The organism is Neptunomonas sp. (assembly GCF_016744175.1).
In the GTDB taxonomy this organism is placed as follows: Bacteria; Pseudomonadota; Gammaproteobacteria; order Pseudomonadales; family Balneatricaceae; genus Neptunomonas.
The window spans coordinates 1-17,277 of record NZ_JADGEV010000053.1 but is presented as its reverse complement, the minus strand read 5'-3'; the positions used below and the strand labels follow the sequence as shown (position 1 = coordinate 17,277).

At 42.3% G+C, this 17,277-nt stretch carries 13 protein-coding genes; 4 read left to right on the top strand and 9 right to left on the bottom strand.

What is annotated here, in order from left to right; all coding sequences use genetic code 11:
* Together QZZ55_RS17535 and QZZ55_RS17530 are read left to right on the top strand one after the other, a co-directional pair.
* On the top strand, positions 1–1,077 hold a 1,077-nt coding region (locus QZZ55_RS17535), incomplete at its 5' end, for a GlxA family transcriptional regulator (RefSeq protein ID WP_293268721.1).
* A gap of 376 nt (positions 1,078–1,453) precedes the next feature.
* Entirely contained in the window at positions 1,454–2,017 is a 564-nt protein-coding gene (locus tag QZZ55_RS17530; RefSeq protein ID WP_293268720.1) for a tetratricopeptide repeat protein, read from the top strand.
* A 194-nt stretch (positions 2,018–2,211) separates the two neighbouring features.
* Here QZZ55_RS17530 and QZZ55_RS17525 read toward each other — a convergent pair whose 3' ends face one another.
* The 4 genes from QZZ55_RS17525 to QZZ55_RS17510 form a co-directional block, all read right to left on the bottom strand.
* Positions 2,212–2,811: an AAA family ATPase gene (locus tag QZZ55_RS17525; RefSeq protein WP_293268719.1), complete on the bottom strand. Its 600-nt coding sequence runs from the start codon at positions 2,809–2,811 to the stop codon at positions 2,212–2,214.
* On the bottom strand, positions 2,798–3,223 hold the full coding sequence (locus QZZ55_RS17520; protein ID WP_293268718.1) for a hypothetical protein: 426 nt from the start codon (positions 3,221–3,223) through the stop codon (positions 2,798–2,800). The genes QZZ55_RS17525 and QZZ55_RS17520 overlap by 14 nt, the downstream gene beginning before the upstream one ends.
* Before the next feature lie 261 nt (positions 3,224–3,484).
* Positions 3,485–4,681 (bottom strand): amino acid aminotransferase, encoded by a 1,197-nt coding sequence (locus QZZ55_RS17515; RefSeq protein ID WP_293268717.1) that lies wholly within the window; start codon positions 4,679–4,681, stop codon positions 3,485–3,487.
* A 2-nt stretch (positions 4,682–4,683) separates the two neighbouring features.
* Entirely contained in the window at positions 4,684–8,229 is a 3,546-nt protein-coding gene (locus QZZ55_RS17510) for an indolepyruvate ferredoxin oxidoreductase family protein (RefSeq protein ID WP_293268716.1), read from the bottom strand.
* A gap of 159 nt (positions 8,230–8,388) precedes the next feature.
* On the opposite strand from QZZ55_RS17510, the gene QZZ55_RS17505 reads away from it, so the two are divergent.
* Both QZZ55_RS17505 and QZZ55_RS17500 read left to right on the top strand, forming a co-directional pair.
* The gene (locus tag QZZ55_RS17505) at positions 8,389–8,841 is read left to right on the top strand and encodes an Lrp/AsnC family transcriptional regulator (RefSeq protein WP_293268715.1); all 453 of its coding nucleotides are present in this window, start codon (positions 8,389–8,391) and stop codon (positions 8,839–8,841) included.
* Positions 8,842–9,060: 219 nt separating this feature from the next.
* Positions 9,061–9,768: a lytic transglycosylase domain-containing protein gene (locus QZZ55_RS17500; protein ID WP_293268714.1), complete on the top strand. Its 708-nt coding sequence runs from the start codon at positions 9,061–9,063 to the stop codon at positions 9,766–9,768.
* Between the two features lie 65 nt (positions 9,769–9,833).
* Here QZZ55_RS17500 and QZZ55_RS17495 read toward each other — a convergent pair whose 3' ends face one another.
* The 5 genes from QZZ55_RS17495 to QZZ55_RS17475 form a co-directional block, all read right to left on the bottom strand.
* The gene (locus tag QZZ55_RS17495) at positions 9,834–12,056 is read right to left on the bottom strand and encodes an EAL domain-containing protein (RefSeq protein ID WP_293268713.1); all 2,223 of its coding nucleotides are present in this window, start codon (positions 12,054–12,056) and stop codon (positions 9,834–9,836) included.
* 2 nt (positions 12,057–12,058) lie between these two features.
* Positions 12,059–13,576 carry a HAMP domain-containing sensor histidine kinase gene (locus tag QZZ55_RS17490; protein WP_293268712.1) on the bottom strand — a complete coding sequence of 506 codons (1,518 nt, stop codon included), beginning with the start codon at positions 13,574–13,576 and terminating at the stop codon, positions 12,059–12,061.
* A 30-nt stretch (positions 13,577–13,606) separates the two neighbouring features.
* Entirely contained in the window at positions 13,607–14,431 is an 825-nt protein-coding gene (locus tag QZZ55_RS17485) for a transporter substrate-binding domain-containing protein (RefSeq protein ID WP_293268711.1), read from the bottom strand.
* 98 nt (positions 14,432–14,529) lie between these two features.
* Positions 14,530–15,621, bottom strand: a complete 1,092-nt coding sequence (locus QZZ55_RS17480) for a hypothetical protein (protein ID WP_293268710.1) — start codon at positions 15,619–15,621, stop codon at positions 14,530–14,532.
* Between the two features lie 75 nt (positions 15,622–15,696).
* Positions 15,697–16,962: an MFS transporter gene (locus tag QZZ55_RS17475; RefSeq protein ID WP_293268709.1), complete on the bottom strand. Its 1,266-nt coding sequence runs from the start codon at positions 16,960–16,962 to the stop codon at positions 15,697–15,699.
* Positions 16,963–17,277 lie beyond the last annotated feature (315 nt).

Sequence of the window (17,277 nt, the reverse complement as noted above, 5' to 3'; positions counted from 1 at the left end):
ACTCGTGTTGGCTTCTTACTGTTAGATAACTTTACTATGATTGCTTTATCGTCGGCTATTGAGACGCTAAGAATGGCTAATCAATTGTCGGGTGAGGAGTTGTTTAGCTGGCAATTAATTTCAGAAGATGGCTGTTTAGTTAAAGCAAGCGATGGACTCTCGTTCACCCCTGATTTCTCGATCCAAAACACTCCCGCGTTAGATATAGTGATTGTAGCTGGTGGGGTTGATATAACCCGCAGTTTCACTCAGAAGCAGGTGAGTTGGTTGCGTATGCTGGGCCGCAAGAACTATACATTAGGTGGTATCTGTACAGGTGCTTATGCGCTAGCGCATGCTGGGCTGTTAGATGACCATGAGAGCAGCATTCATTGGGAGTGTTTGGCTTCATTACAAGAGCATTACCCTAAAGTTCGCTGTAATAACCGTTTGTACAGTATTGATAGAAATCGTATGACATCATCTGGCGGTACAACACCGATGGATATGTTTTTGAATTATATTGCGCTTCAGTATGGCGGTAAGTTATCCAGTGCGGTATCAGATATGTTTATCTGCGATCGTGTCCGTGGTGAGTTTGATCAACAGCGTGTTTCATTGCGCCAGTTGCATACCAATGGCCAGCCGATGCCTAAGTTAGTTGATATTATTGAATTGATGGAAGCTAATCTTGAAGAGCCTATAGAGTTGGATGAGCTAGCGAGCTTCGTCTCGGTATCTCGCCGCCAGTTAGAGAGAATGTTCTTAAAACACTTGGATTGCTCGCCTTCACGTTACTATCTGAAATTACGCCTAGATCGTGCTCGTCAGTTGCTGAAGCAATCTAGTTTGTCTATTGTTGAGATTTCAGCCGCATGTGGGTTTGTGTCTACGCCTCATTTCAGCCGTTGCTATCGCAAGCATATAGGCATTTCTCCGCGTGACGAGCGTAAAGGCATCTGGACAGATACGGCGCGCTCTAATGTGTTGCGCGAGCCTCTAATAAATCAAGAGATCACTATCTCGGCAGGAGTTAGGTCGGCAACGGCGCTACTACATGCGCAAACAGAGCCGAGCTACGGTTCGGTCGCTATTTAGCAATTAGTTAACTAACTTTTAGCATCATAACTTAAGCATCGACCTTTAAAGTGGCCGATGCTTATTTGTCTCACAAAACATCTTTTGGCTTTTTAATACACTGCTTAACGGCTGTGCCACATAGCTTAGGTTTTGCGTCGAAAGCTCTGCGATATTGATATGGCTGAGTCCACCATATAGATCGAGTGTTGAAAGAAATAGGCATTACATTGCTTTATACTATTCAGAGGTGAGTGACATTATTAAAATGTCATAAATCAAAGACCTAGCCACGGCTTTCATCACCTAACGTAGCCGAAGCTCGTTACTGGAATACCTCACAGTGCCAGTGCAACCGTTACCGGTTTGCAAGTAAAAAATGTATGTAGAGTAGAGTATGGAAAATAATATTAAGAATGCTAATCAGGCTTATATTGAAGGGAATTACCACGAAGCCTGTTTGATTTATTTGGAAGAGGCAAACAAAGGAAATAAAAGTTGTTGTAGGATGGTTGGGTGGATGCTTCTTGATGGGCTTGGCACGGAAGCAAATACTGATAAGGCATTAAGTTTTTTTGAAAGAGGGTCTATTGATGGTAATGCAGAGTCTATTTTTGGAGAAGCGAGGTGCTATATGAAGTTATCGAACTTTGATGAGGCATTAGTAATTCTGAATAGATTGGCTGAACGTGATTATCCACCAGCAAATTATTGGCTTGGAAAATTTTATAAATTTGGCTATGGAGTTGTAAAGAATAGAAAGATAGCTCTAAGTTATTATAAAAAAGCAGCAAGAAGTAGGCATCTATACGCTTCACGTGAAGAAGCTATACTTTTGTTGCAGGGAGTAGATGGGTTTATTGGTAGATTTTTAGGTATTTGGAAATTGTGTCGTAGTATTGCTAACGCAATTGATATTGGGATGAGGGATGGCTCTAGAGATCCAAGGTGGCTTATATAGGTTATTAAAAAAGACTAATGCGCTAAAAGGGGCAGGTCTTTGATTTATGATCCTGTGTTCGGGTAAAGCGGATAATTTTATAAGTGTTACATTCAAGGAAGAAAGGAGATGCTCAATGGCCCGGCCATTACTATTAGAGTTTGCCATATCTTATACCATGTAACCTCACATGGTGATCAATTTGTCAGCATCGTTTAGAGGTTTGGCAAATAATCAATCAATAATCCTGTTGCCCACTCAGGTACCATTTTCTGATGGAAAGAAATACCTGTTGGCCGAACGGTAGCTATCTGTTTGAATGGGTCTGAATAACTGGAGTTATCTAATAATCGAACTTGATCACACAATGGTATCGCCTTGCGGATATTATCAAGAGTCCTTGGGATTCGAGACTCTACTTTATCATCAGGAACCGAATGGCCTCCCTCTTCAACTCTCTGTGATATGCGCGCTTTATTCAGCGATGAAGTTTCTACATGTAAGACAATCATCACAACTTGGTAACCAAACGCTTTAGCCTTAGCAATAAAATCGATTTTGGAAGGGTGCGAAAATACCGTTTCGAAACAAAAGGTAGCACCATCAATCAGAAGTTGCTCACGCATTTGTTCGGCATATTTTGCTGCTTCGTAGCTATTACCTTCGGGGTCTTCAGGAAATATTTGCTTGGCCAAAACATCCGCATTTACAAAAGGCATGCCTCTGGGCTCTAGATATTTGCGATAGAAAGTACTCTTTCCTGAACCATTACCACCCACTAGCATCCACAACTGCTTATCTTCAGCATGAGCCAACAGACTTCTCCTGTAATGGTTTGAAATCACCATTCTCGAATTGTCCCACGGTTACTGTACCGTCATGATCAATTCTTTCGAGGTATCCCGGGTAACGAGGAGACGCTTGATATCTCACGGCACTTGTTGAGATATTTTCCTGTAATGCACCGCTTTTACGGTCATTTTCAAGATCAGAAAACAACGCATCAGGGGAAATATGCGGCCCAGGTATTTTTTCAACCTTTACTTTTGCAACACCCGCGTATACTTGAAGCAATAACTCTGGGGTAATCACTTTAGCAATATTGCGTCCAATATCAGCCCAATACTCTATTTGCTCTGCTGTAGAGCGATGTAACAGTTTGCCCGAAATTGATGCCTGCTCTACGAGATGTGCTTCTAAGCGAAGCGGAGAATGTGCTTTAGCCATGACGTAACTCCAAGTTGATGAGCAATAGAGGGATTGTAGCAGATCGCTACAATCTGGCAAAATTTATCGTTTGTATACTTGTTGGCAGGGATTAAAAGGGCACGCGCACGTTAAATATCAGGTGAACGGTGCGAATATGTCTACGTAAACTGTAATGATAGGGGTGAGTCTTTATCAGTATTAACGGCGGTGTGGGACCTTTCGCGAATAAGCATCGCCCATTGTTAGTAGGTGATGCTTAGTTGTCTCACTAAAAAAATTTTAGCCCTTTAATACACTGCTTAGCGATTGTGCCACATAGCTTAGGTTTTGCGCCGAAAGCCCTGCAATATTGATACGGCTAGAGTCCACCATATAGATCGAGTAATCATCACGTAGCTGAGCCACTTGCTGTTTGGTAATACCTAAGAAAGAAAACATGCCTTTCTGTTGTGGTATAAAGCTAAAATCTTTTGTGCATCCTGTTGCTGCAATTTCGTTCGCCAGTTGATGGCGAAGTTGCAGAATACGATTGCGCATAAGGGTCAGCTCGTCGTCCCAGCTTTTTGTTAGCTCGGCATTACCTAATATGGTTTCGACAATGGCAGCACCGTGTGCTGGTGGCATTGAGTAGTGACCACGGATAATGCTGAAGAGGTTGCTCGCTGCAATAGCTGCTTGTTTCTGGTTAGGTGCAATAACCATAACTGAACCTGTACGTTCGCGGTATAGGCCAAAGTTTTTTGAGCATGAACTAGCAATCATCATTTCGGGTGCTTTATCCGCTAATAAGCGTACACCGTAAGCATCTTCAGCTAAGCCGTCCCCTAAACCTTGATAAGCGATATCGACAAAAGGAACCAGGTTTTTGCGAATGAGTAGTTCGGCAACAGCATCCCATTGAGCCTTTGAAAGATCGGCACCGCTCGGGTTATGACAGCAGCCGTGTAAAAGCACTATATCGCCTGCTGTAGCTGTTTCCAATGCACTACACATAGCATCAAAACGAATGCCTTTTGTTTCCCCATCATAATACGGATATTCAGTGATGTTTAACCCAGCACCTTTTAGCAATGGAATGTGATTTGCCCATGTAGGGTCGCTGACCCATACGGTTGTTCCAGGCGCACATTTAGCCGTAAATTCAGCGGCCATGCGCAGTGCTCCACATCCACCTGGTGTTTGTGCAACGGTGATGCGCTGATCTTTTATAGCACTATGCTCGTTCCCTAGTACCAAGCGACTAATGTAGTAATTAAAACCTTCAGCACCGGCAGGGCCTATGTAAGTTTTGGTGGTTTCTGTCGCTAACAAGTGCGTTTCAGCGGCCGTTACCGCTTGCATAATGGCAGTATGCCCCTGTTCGTCTTTATAGACGCCCACGCCTAGATCAACTTTAAGTGGGTTGTTATCCTTACTGTGTTGCACCATCAGATTTAGAATTGGATCTGCGGGTAGCGCTTGCAGATGTTCGAACATGGCTATTCTCCTGCGCCTTCTATGGCTTGTTGGTACTGTGTCATCAATGTTTCAAGTTGACTCTCAGCCCTTTTAGCTGCTGTTTCCCGGACCGGTCCATAACCGCGAACCTCTTTTGGAAGGTTCGCAAGTTGTAGCGCGATATCGTAATTATGCAGTGTAGTTCCGCTTTGTAGCGTTGCTATCACTTGTTTGTAGCTGGCTAAAAGCTGCCTGTCCAGTTTTCGGTCAGCAGAAAAGCGAAACGGGTCGAGTATCGAGTGGCGTATACCGCGCATTTTGGCGAGCATTCGTAAGGATTTCAACATCCAAGGGCCAAATAGTCGCTTAACAGGACGCCCATTCAAAACTTTGCCACCTAAAATAGGAGGAGCGAAGTTGAAATTGACTTTATAGTCGCCCTCAAAAGTATCAGCCACTTCTTTAAGGAAGTCGGTATCGGTGTACAAGCGAGCCACTTCATATTCATCTTTGGTGGCCATTAAGCGGTATAGCTGTGTGGCGACAATATCAGTAAGTTGCTCGTTGCTGTTGCCATGCTTAGGTTGAAGTTGTTTTTCAACCTGTCGAATACTGTTGATTAGCTGTAAATATTCATCAGCGAGGGATTTGTTTTGGTAGCTTATTAGTGTATTTGTTAAACGCTCTATTTTTTGATCAAGCGTTTCAGCTGCTTGGCTGGGTTTCGGGTTTGCTGCGTGAGTGACATAGTCAGGCACTGTTGCGGCTAATCGTCCCCAATTGAAGGCTGTTTTGTTCTTTTCAACAGCCACGGCGTTGAGCTCGATCGCGCGAATCAGTGCTGTTTGAGATATAGGGATAAGGCCTTTTTGCCATGCGTAACCAAGCATCATTACATTTGAAAAAACCGTATCACCTAATAAATGCAGTGCTAGGTTATTGGCATCCAAAGTGGAGAATTGACTGTCTCCTACGGCATCAGCAAGTAGATTTACACGCTTACTGCTTTCAATATCGGCATCGCGATAAAGTACATGATCAGCCGTCGCCATTTCAGCAAGGTTAACAACTGCCTTCGTGTGGTTGTGGCGCAGCACGTCCAGTGCTTTAGCTGAAGACGCCACCACCATGTCACACGCGATAAGTGCATCTGCACGGCCGTGATCAGTTCGCACCTGATGAATATTCTCAGGTGAAGGTGCCACGCGCACATAGCTGAGTACGGCCCCCCCTTTTTGAGCAAACCCCATAAAGTCGAGTACGCTTGAGCCTTTACCTTCTAGGTGAGCAGCCATAGTGATTAGCGCTCCTACAGTTACAACACCTGTGCCGCCCACACCACTGACGAGTAGATCATAGGTTCCACTCAGTGGTGGAATAAGAGGGCTTGGTATTTTGCTGAGCTGCTCAGTGACAGCATCAGCACTGAGGCCTGTGGGTTTGCGTAGTTGTCCACCTTCAATAGTGACAAAGCTTGGGCAGAAGCCATTAACGCAACTGAAGTCTTTATTGCAAGAAGACTGGTCAATCTGACGTTTAACCCCCATTTTTGTGACACGAGGCACGATGGATAAACAGTTAGATTGCACAGAGCAGTCGCCACAGCTTTCGCAAACATGATGGTTAATCATGACGCGCTTGGCAGGATCAGGGAACTGGCCACGTTTACGACGACGTCGCTTTTCAGCTGCACAGGTTTGGTCATAAATAAGAACGGTTACGCCTTTTATTTCGCGTAACTCTCGCTGAACGGAATCAAGTTTATCACGGTGAAAAAAGCTCGTCGCTTTTGGAAACTCGCTTTCATGGCCGTTATATTTCTCGGGTTCATCACTGAGTACGACAACACGTTTAGCACCTTCTGAATGAACTTGTTGTGCAATGGCCGGCACAGTAATTTGTCCATCGACGGGCTGCCCCCCTGTCATGGCAACCGCATCATTGAATAGAATCTTATAGGTGATATTAGAGCCGGCAGCAATTGACTGACGGATTGCCATCGAACCTGAATGAAAGTAAGTGCCTTCTCCAAGGTTCTGGAAAATATGACCATTACCAGTGAAAAGAGATTTGCTCGCCCAGTTAACACCTTCGCCACCCATTTGAATAAGAGACTCTGTATCACGTCCCATCCATGACGCCATAAAATGACAACCGATTCCTGCAAGTGCTTTGCTGCCCTCAGGTACTTTTGTTGAACGGTTGTGTGGGCAACCTGAACAGAAGTAGGGCATGCGGCGTACACCACCTGGATCTTTTACAGTGACACCTGATTCCTTAATCTGCTCAAGTTCATCGGTAAAAGTTAAGTCAAATAAGCGCTGTAGACGTGCGGCAAGAAAAGAGGCGAGTAAAGAAGGGCTCAGTTCGCCCACGTAAGGAATCAATGGCTGGCCATTTTCATCTTGCTTACCCGTAATTAATACTTCTCCTGGGCGGTCAGGTTCTGACATCGCTTCTTTAATTTGGCTTTCAATAATGCCACGCTTTTCTTCTACAACTAAGATCTCTTGCTTGCCATGAACAAAATCCAGCATGCCGTTCTTTTCAAGCGGCCATACCATTCCTACTTTAAATATTTCAATACCCAAATTAGATAGTACTTGTTCAGATAGGCCAAGCAACTGAAGGGCTTCCATTAAGTCCAAGTGTGCCTTTCCGGTACTAACAATACCTAGTTTAGGGTTGGCAGAGGTAATCACTTTTTTATCAATGGGGTTCGCTCTGGCAAAGGCTTGCACTGCTGCAAGCTTGTGCTCGATACGCGTTTCTAGTTGTGGGCCAGGAAGGTCAGGCCACCGATAATGCAAGCCTTGAGCGGGTGACGTAAAATCGTCTGGAATGTTGAATGTCGGGAGGGCTTTTAATTCAACACTACAAGCACTCTCTACGGTTTCTGAGATGGCTTTGAAACCCACCCACATTCCTGAAAAACGAGACAGGGCATATCCCCATAAGCCAAATTCTTCATATTCGGCAATGCTAGCAGGGTTAATAGTCGGCATAAACCAAGCCATAAAAGCAACGTCAGACTGGTGCGGCATAGAAGAAGAAACACAACCGTGGTCATCACCCGCAATGACTAAGACACCACCATGAGGTGAGCTTCCGTAAGTATTACCGTGTTTTAGCGCATCACCTGCACGATCAACACCGGGACCTTTTCCGTACCAAATAGAAAATACACCATCGACATTTTTGTCTGGATCTGTTTCAACTTGTTGAGTACCCAGAACAAGCGTTGCTGCCAAGTCTTCATTGATGGCAGGGATGAACTCAACATTGTGTTGTTTTAATAATGGCTTAGCAGCCCATAACGCCTGATCATAACCACCTAGAGGTGAACCTCTATATCCACTGATAAAGCCACCTGTATTCAGGCCATTTTGTTTATCTAACTGTGCTTGCACTAATGGAATACGTACGAGTGCTTGTGTACCCGTTAGAAATACTCGCCCTTGAGTACGTGTATAACGGTCATTAAGAGCGTAGTTATCTAGTTGATCGGGTGTGGCTATGGTTGTAGTGGCATCTGCACGTGGTGTTACTGGTGCAGGGCTGCCTGATGTGGATGTTGGGCTTGTCATTGTGAGGGCTGCTTTTATTGTTAATTATTTAACCAGTTTAGGTGTTTTTTTTAGAAAGGTGCTTTCTTATTAGTGTGTAAAGTTGCAATAATATGGAATATTCTTTCATTTATTGTTGCTATTAAGAGAAATTCTTTCTTAATTGGTGGGTTTTTTTATATGGATTCTTTTGATAAGCATATTTTACGAATTCTCCAGCAGGACGGACGAATTAGTAATCAGCATTTAGCAGATGAGGTTGGATTGTCTGCTGCTGCCTGTTGGCGTCGAGTTAAAGCATTAGAAGAGTCAAAAGCTATTCGCAAATACGCGGCACTGGTTGATGCCGATTTGGTGCAGCAGGGCTTATGTGTTTTGGTGATGGTGTCATTGTTGCGACATTCTGTTATTCACACTAAAGCGTTTGAAGAGGCTATGGCTGTTTGTGAAGAAGTTTTGCAATGCTATGCAGTGACAGGAAATGCGGATTTTGTGTTACGTGTAATGGTTTCTGATATCAAAGCTTATGATCAGTTTTTAAATGATAAAGTATTCCCTTTGGAAGGTATTTCCCAAGTACATTCCAATTTTGCACTTCGTGAAATAAAGTGTGAAACGGCATTGAAAATTTGAGGTTGAGTCTGGATGTACCGTTATCATACTTATCTGCTGTGGCAGAGTCGCTGAATGTAGTATTTTTGGCTATATTATAAGAACATTTCATAAAGACAAATAATCGGTTGTTTATGTTGTTTTTTAAGCTTATCTGATTTGAAATCATCAGATTTTTATAGGGATAATTGGTTGATTAAGCCGTTTATAAGTGCCAGCAGGGTTAGGTTTATAGGGTCTATGATTGTTGGGAGTGTGCTTTTAAGTAGCTCGTTGTTTGCTGCTGAAGGTATACGTAAAGTTGTTCGTGCGGATGGTGTCATCGAATACACTAATGTATCTAAAAAGGGTGAAAGGGTAGAGGTCCGTTCTAGTAATGGAGCCAGAAAAAAAACGTCTTATGAGTCAATCTACAAGTACCGAGAAGCAAATGGTGTTCTAACCTTTACTAATAAAAAACCTAAAAAAGGCATAGCGTTTGCCACTCTAAAATTCGCATGTTTTGCTTGTAACCCGCGATCTAGTGTTAACTGGTATAAAACGCCTTTAAACCTTACTGCTTATATCAAAGATGTTCGTAATAGTGCGAAACAATACGCCGTAGATCCTGCTTTGGTTCGAGCTGTTATGCATGCTGAATCAGCTTTTAATTCTCTTGCTGTTTCTAGTCAGGGAGCTCAAGGTTTGATGCAACTTATGCCTGCAACAGCAAAAGAGTTAGGTGTTAATAATGCACTAGATCCAGGGCAAAATATTCAGGGGGGGGTTAAATATTTAGGTGAGTTGCTTTCTTTGTACCAAGGAGATATTTCGCGTGCGACTGCAGCTTATAATGCAGGACCTGGAGCTGTGAAGAAGTACGATGGCATTCCTCCTTATGCTGAAACACAAGCATATGTTAAACGCGTCGGGATTCTACATAAACGCTACCGACGCGCTACACCCTAATAGATGTATAAAAATAACCTTTCCCGATACTTAGTGACTTTAGTTGTTTAAGAGTAGCCCATGGTTTATTGATTCATGGACACTAATAATTCTCTAAATGCTTCTTTTGTAATAGGCCTAGAGTATAAATAACCTTGAGCTTCGCAACAGCCCAGCTTTATGAGTTCTTCTTGCTGTTCAAGCGTTTCGACGCCTTCTGCGATAACTTTAAGGTTGAGTAGATCACCAATACTGATCATCAGTGCAGCAATTGCACTGTCTTCACTGCTTTGAGTAATTTTATTGATAAATGACTGGTCAATCTTAAGGTGATCAATAGGTAGTTGTTGGAGGTAACTCAGAGATGAGTAACCCGTTCCAAAATCATCTAAAGCAACATGTATCCCTCGTTTTCTGATAGCATTAAGCACTACATGCAGCGCATTGTTATCTTCCATCATCATGGACTCAGTCACTTCAATCTCTAATGAAGTGGGGTTTATTCCGGTTCTTTCCAAGATAAGATCAGTACGTTTCAAGAATTGCGGGTCTTTAAGTTGTCGTATAGATACATTGACCGCAATAACAATTTCATACCCTAATTCTTCTTTCCATTGTGTTTGTTGCCTGCACGCTTCTTCAAGAATCCAGTAACCCATAGGTACAATGTAACCCGATGATTCAGCAGTAGATATGAATTCGTTAGGAGGAATGACTACCCCTTTCTGAGTCCAGCGTACAAGGGCCTCAGCTCCAAGTATTCTTTTTGTTTTCAGACAAATTTGAGCTTGATACATGAGGTGCAGTTCATTACGTTCAACGCAATGTCTAAGTTCTGCTGCCATGTGTAAGCGCTGCTGTAACTCTTGTTCAAATTCATGGCCAAATTCGGAATAACCCGCACGGTGTTTTCTTTTTGCGTATTTAAGCGCGATGCTAGCATTTTGTAATAATGTGGCAGCATCCTTCCCGTGCTGTGGGTACATGGCCATGCCAATGGTCAGGCTTAAAGGGATTTCATAACCTTCTATAGAAAAGCTTTGTTCAAGAGAGGCTTCTAGTGCCTCTAACTTTTTAGCAATAATCGCCTTATCAGTAGTATCTAATCCAATACAAAAAGTATCGGCTGATATTCTGCCAACCATGCAGCTTGGCCCAAACATTTTGATCAGGTGCTTGGCCATTACTTTTATTGTTTGGTCACCAATTTGATAGCCTAGGCCGTCGTTGACTGTTTGGAAAGTATCAATGTCAGCCAATAAAATGGTGAAATCTGATTGACTGTTAATTTGCTTTGTTAACTGATAGATCAAGCCTGTTCTATTGGGTAGTTTTGTCAAAGCATCTACGTATGCAAGCTCCTCCATTTTTTCAAAAAGCCGTGCATTGTCGAAGCCCACTGAAATGCTTACAGAAAATAATTCAAGCAAGTGTAAATCAATTTCTGTTAATTGACGCGTCGTCTCTACTCGTACAACGAGGGTGTCTGAGTGTGGTGACTGCATATAAAGCATAACGTGATGCTCACTGAAGAGATGCTTTTTTGTATTCAAAACATGAATGATTTCCTCATTCAGAGCAGTGTGTTCATGTGAATTAAGCACTTTTCCATTCAGCGATGAGTAGTTACCGTATGCCGCAAGGACTTTAATAACATGTGTGTCAATATCTTCATGGCAGCAAAGAAAGCCGTTGTTTTCAATTTGTAATAAGCTACAAAGCTGCAAAAGAACCCCTTGTGCGAATGAGCCTACCGCTCTTTCACGAAAAAGGTTCGGAGCGCCGTCAATGATCATTGCAAGACCGGTCTTGTTTGCTTTGATTGTTTTAATCTGCTGAAAAGAACGTATAGAGGAGGTCAGTGCTGTAATTAAGTGATTTCGGGTTAATTCATCTTTCGACTTGTAATCATTTATATCATATCTTTCTATGACGTCTATTTCGGGCGCATAGCCAGGTTGGCCTGTTCGAAGAATGATTCGAGACGTGTCTTCTTTAAGCGTATCTCGAATAAACCCCACAAGTAATAAACCTGCATCCGGAGTTTCCATCACCACATCAAGTAAAATGCAGGCGAACTGTTCATCTTGTTCTAGGTAGCGCTTTGCCTCTTCAGCCGAATAAGCGCTAGTGATATCTAGGGGTTTACCTAGGATCATTTGATTCTTTAATGCGAAACGTGTTGCTTCATGAACCTCTGACTCGTCATCAACAACTAATATACGCCAATGATCACTATTCGAAACAGACGTGTCTGATTTGTCTTCATTCGCAAAGTTAATTTGGTCATTATTTTCTGGAGTCAGCATACCTATAGATTGCCTTGAGTCTTATATGCGCAGGGTGCATTAATTGGAAGTTTAAAGCTGAGAGTAACACCCATGTTTATTGTACTTTTGATATCAACAGCTCCACCAAGAATGGTTGTCGTTAGATTATAGACTAGATTTAGCCCTAAGCCAGAACCACCACTACCAAGTTTAGTTGTATAAAACGGATCGAATGCCTTCATGCATTCTTCTAGTGCCATGCCTTGCCCATCATCTGATATATCGAGCGACAACCAGCCTTCATTCATCAGGCTGGCTTTAATGCTAATAAGGCCGCTTTTTTTCGCTTCAAAGCCATGTAATAGAGCATTATTAAAGCAGTTCGTTATGATTTGCCCCAATGGCCCTGGGTAGCTATTCATATTGATGCCTGAAGGTATTGATACTTCAACTCGGTAGGGCGTGTGTTTTATTTGAGGGTTTAATGTATAAATAACTTCTTCCACGACTTGTTTGACATCGAATAAGCGTCGCTTTTCACTGGTTTGGTCAACAGCCACATTTTTAAAGTTTCGTATTTGTTTGGCCGCTGTATGTAAATTGCGCTCCAAAATAGTAGATGCCTCTGTAATCGACTCAACAAAGTTATCTAACGCAGACTTTGTGAGTGTCCCTGCATCTATATCTATTTTTATTTTACGTGTTATATCTGAAACAGATGTCGCTACAGTCAAGCTATTACCTAGAGGGGTGTTGATTTCATGAGCAATACCCGCGACGAGGCTACCGAGAGATGCCATTTTTTCAGATTGAATCATACTTGAGTGAGCTTGTTTAAGGTCTGATAAGGCTGTTGCCGTAGTCTGGTGTGCATCTTTTAGTGCGGCCTCAGTTTCAGTTTGTTTTATTAAATTTTTATTGTATTCGTTAATCAGTTGTCCTAGTTCATCTGTTGTATTCCAGTCGACAGGGACTCGTTGACCGGTTGTACGATAGAATTTCAATGACTGAGAAACCTGCATTAATGGCGAAATAATCGTGCTACGAAAGGCGATAATAATGATGATGATAATCGTGATAAATAAAATGAGAGAAAGAGCCGCTAGTGCTTTAATCTGCTTGGCTATACTACTCCATGTGTCTGTTTCTTTTGTATAGACGAAAACAGTACCAAGGTTTCTTGTGCTATGAGTATCAACATAAATAATTTCACTGCTAAATTCTTCTATATCGGTTAATTCAGAGTCGCATGCTCCTTCATTTATCATTGGTGTAATATCTGAGTCTTGCTCTAATTTTATGCATGAAATATCAGGCTCCTCCATCGTAGCTTGGAGAATTTTCTTGGATAGTTTTGTAGATAATTGCCAAACAGGTTCAGCCAATAGTAGGGCTAGACTGTCAGTTTTTTCTTGCATTAGCTGGTCGTAAGAATTCTTTGCGGTAATCCGCTCAAAGTACGATAACGCAGCTAAGAATATCAATGATACAAAAAAGAAAGCGGGAAGGATTTTCAGTAAAAAGTGATAACTGATAGAACTGTGTGGCGTGTCTTTCATGCGTTATCTCTAAAATAATTATTATTGGTCTTACTGGCTCTTAGCCCACAAATCATGACCTTGCTCTAAGAAAAGCTCTGCTTTTTTTTCTTGAGTGAACCTTTTTAACGTTTTTGCAATTTTGCTTCTTAGTGCGGTGGAGTTGCATGGAGACCGCTTAGACATCGTTAGATAGAGCTCTTCGCGGGTTATTTCTAAAGGGACTGTTTTAAGGTTTCTTATGTTCAATTTCTGTGCATATGCTTTTCCGGGATTCTCCTCATAAATGAGATAATCAACGCGGTCTGCGCTTAGCATTCTAAGCCCTTGTTCTAGGCTTCCCACTTCATCTATACTTAGTTGTTGTTTTGCATACTCATCAAATTTTTGACCAAAACTATTATTGATGACAGTGACGCCACGGTAGCCTTTTAAGTCACTCCATTTTGAATACGAGAGTGCTTTTGTAGCATTCACCCAGACAGCAGTTTTGGTGCGCATCATCTGCGGATAGATATAGTCCATGTAATGAGTTCTTGGAAGAGTGAAAAATGCACCAGCAATCATATCAATGCGTCCAGCAGCGACGTCCTCTTGTACACGCCCCCAAGGCCCGCTGTATACGATTTCTATATCAGTATTTATTTCTTTTGCTACTTCTTTTAAAAGTAATGTGATTGCCCCTGAAAGTTGTTCGGAGTTACCTTCACGCCATAGATAGGGAGGGTATTCTGCATTTCCACTGGCTCGGATGAGTTTACAAGTTGATTCCGAAGTTGGCACTTTCTTTGAGGTGAGAACAGAATCTGAGGCAGTAGCAGGTGATGAAAGCCCCAGAGTACTTAGAATCATTATGAATAGTGAAAATAGCTTCAAAGCAAATACTCCTCAACACAGCGTAAACTAATTAATTAGAGTCTAGTTTAAATGTGCTCAGGAGCAAGCTTGGATAAGGGTGTAATTTTATTGGCCTGTTAGACTCTGCCTGATTTGAGAATTGCGACACCTTGTCGATAACCAATGCCCCCATTGCCATGTACCATTCCATATTGTTGTGAATCTGTGTTAAGCAAATGAAACATTTCGATCAAGCCATTGAGTGCAGGGTTGTTCCATGGCGCCCTTGCTAAGTTCATACCACCAGTAATGGTGAGTAAGTGTTGATTTAAAAAATCAGGAACTTCATTTAATGATGTTACTAGTCCACTACTCATAAGAAATGCGAGAGGTACTATTGGGTAGCAGGTGTAGATTTCCATGAGCACTTTGTTATCAATAATAAGTGTATTGAGATCTACACCGGCTTGTTGGCACGCTTGCTGATAGGCGTCAGATAAATGTTCATACTTAGCAATCAGCGAAAGTTGTTGTGCTTCGTCAATATCCAACAGGCCTAGGCCGACACCTGAGATGCTAACAGTCTTATTTTGGTGAACATTAAGTTGTTGAGTTAGAGACTCGCTACATAGCAATAAACGTCCAGAGAAATCCACTAACGGATTAGCACAATCAACACCACGAAACAGTTTAGTTACAGGGTTAAACCATTTAGCATCAGGGGTAGGGAAATGAGCGCGTTGCTGTTGTTTGGCGATGTCATGGCTGCGGCTGTGGTTAGTAAATAACGCATCGGCAAGTTCAAGAAATGTTGTATCACTAATCTTATGGCGCTTTATGAATTCATCAGTGAGGTCGTTATATAACTGGGCAATGGAGTAATCATCAGCATAAACTGACATCAGTTTGTGTCGTTCTTCTCGTTGGTAGCCACTTTTTACAGCATCATCACCACTGATAATGACAGCCTGATGCCCCTGTTTTATTAGTTTTTGAGCATGCTCGAGTGCCATGATCGGAGCACAGCCACTACGGAAATGATTAGGTTGTAGCTCACTGTGCCAGTCAGTTGATAGAGGTTCAATGGTTAACTGAGTAGGCGTAATACCTAGTGCTGTAATGGCATCAACAGAGGATTGATAATGCGCAATTCTTTGTTGAAGTTGGTCACTGTCATCTTGATCAATTTTCGCATAAGCTGCGATTATATTCATTGCGGTAGCCGTCATACAGAGATAATCCTATTAAATTAATAGCGCTCGATAGTATCAGAGAGCGCTATGCATTTTTCAGTGAGAGTTTGTTTACGATGCTGCAAATTGAGGTTGCCGTTCAGCCCAAGGGCGTTCCTGTATGGGTAGATGAACCAGTGCAGAAAGAGCGCCGACGCCAATACCAACCCACCATACCAGTGTGTAATTACCGTATAAATCAAACATTGTCCCGCCAAGCCATACGCCAATAAATCCGCCTAGTTGATGTGAGAAAAATACTAAACCGTACAATGTACCCATGTAGCGTACGCCATAAATTTGAGCAACAAGGCCTGATGTAAGAGGGACTGTCGCCAGCCATAGCGCGCCCATTAATATAGAAAAAAGCACTACTGATTCAGGAGTGACTGGGTTGAGAATGAAAACCGCAGCAACGATGGTACGCATCAAATAGATGCTTGATAACAAATACTTACGTGAGTATTTGCTGCCAAGCCAACCCGCTAGTATTGTGCCTACAATATTTGATACGCCTATTAGGGCGATGGCGATGGCACCGAGCGTTGATGTAGACGAAACGCCTAGCGACTGAATGACGCTACCGGGAGTAACCACACTACACATCTCTGTAATAAATGCTGGGAAGTGTGCTGTTATAAAAGCTAATTGGTAACCACATGAAAAGAAACCGATAAAAATAAATGCAAAAGAGGGATCTTTAACTGCCTGCATAATTACTTTGCTCATGTTTTCGTCGCTGTGCTGCTTGTTCTGTGGTGCAGGGATACGCATAAAAAAAAGAGCAACTAAAGAAACAAGAACAAAACCTGCAAGGGCTATGAAAACTGATTGCCAAGGCATTTGTTGTAATAAATATTGTGTTATAGGTGGGCCAACAATTTGCCCTGCAGAACCTGCTGCGGTCGTAATGCCCAATGCTAAAGAACGGTGTTTGTCAGATACAGCTCGGCCCACTATAGCGAGAATGACGCCAAATCCAGTTCCAGCAATGCCAAACCCTACCAAAACTTCAAGGAGTTGGTGTTGGCCTGGGGTAATAGCAAATGCTGATAACACTAACCCGATGACATAGCACGCGACACCTGCAACAATCGCTTTTTTGTCACCATATTTTTCTGCAAAAGCACTGAATAATGGCTGCCCAATACCCCAAAATAGATTTTGTATAGCAATAGCAAAAGAGAATTCTGCTCTTAGCCAATTAAACTCTGTTGCAATTGGTATCTGAAACAGCCCAAAGGAGGCTCGAATAGAGAAGCTCACTAATAAAATGACGCATCCAGTAATAAGGATTGGATTGAATAATGAGTTTTCTTTATGGGTTATAGATGTCATTTTCAGTGAATGCTCGATTGACCGAATCTGATCAATTATAGGGTTCGATAAGTGTTGAGAGAATTAAAGTTCTATGTTGCGGGAAACAATGTAGGTTTATAGGAAAATTTTTGTAGAATAGAAAGAATTAGATCTATTATGAATCAATAACTAATTGATTCGTTACATCTAACCCTTCCTATTTGTTTTTCAGTTTATAAACTTAGCATGTTTGCAACGTAGTCAGCGTCTTTATCGCCACGACCAGAAAGGTTCACTAAGATGCTTTGTTCAGGAGTCAGTGTCGCTGCTTTACGAATGGCCCACGCAACTGCA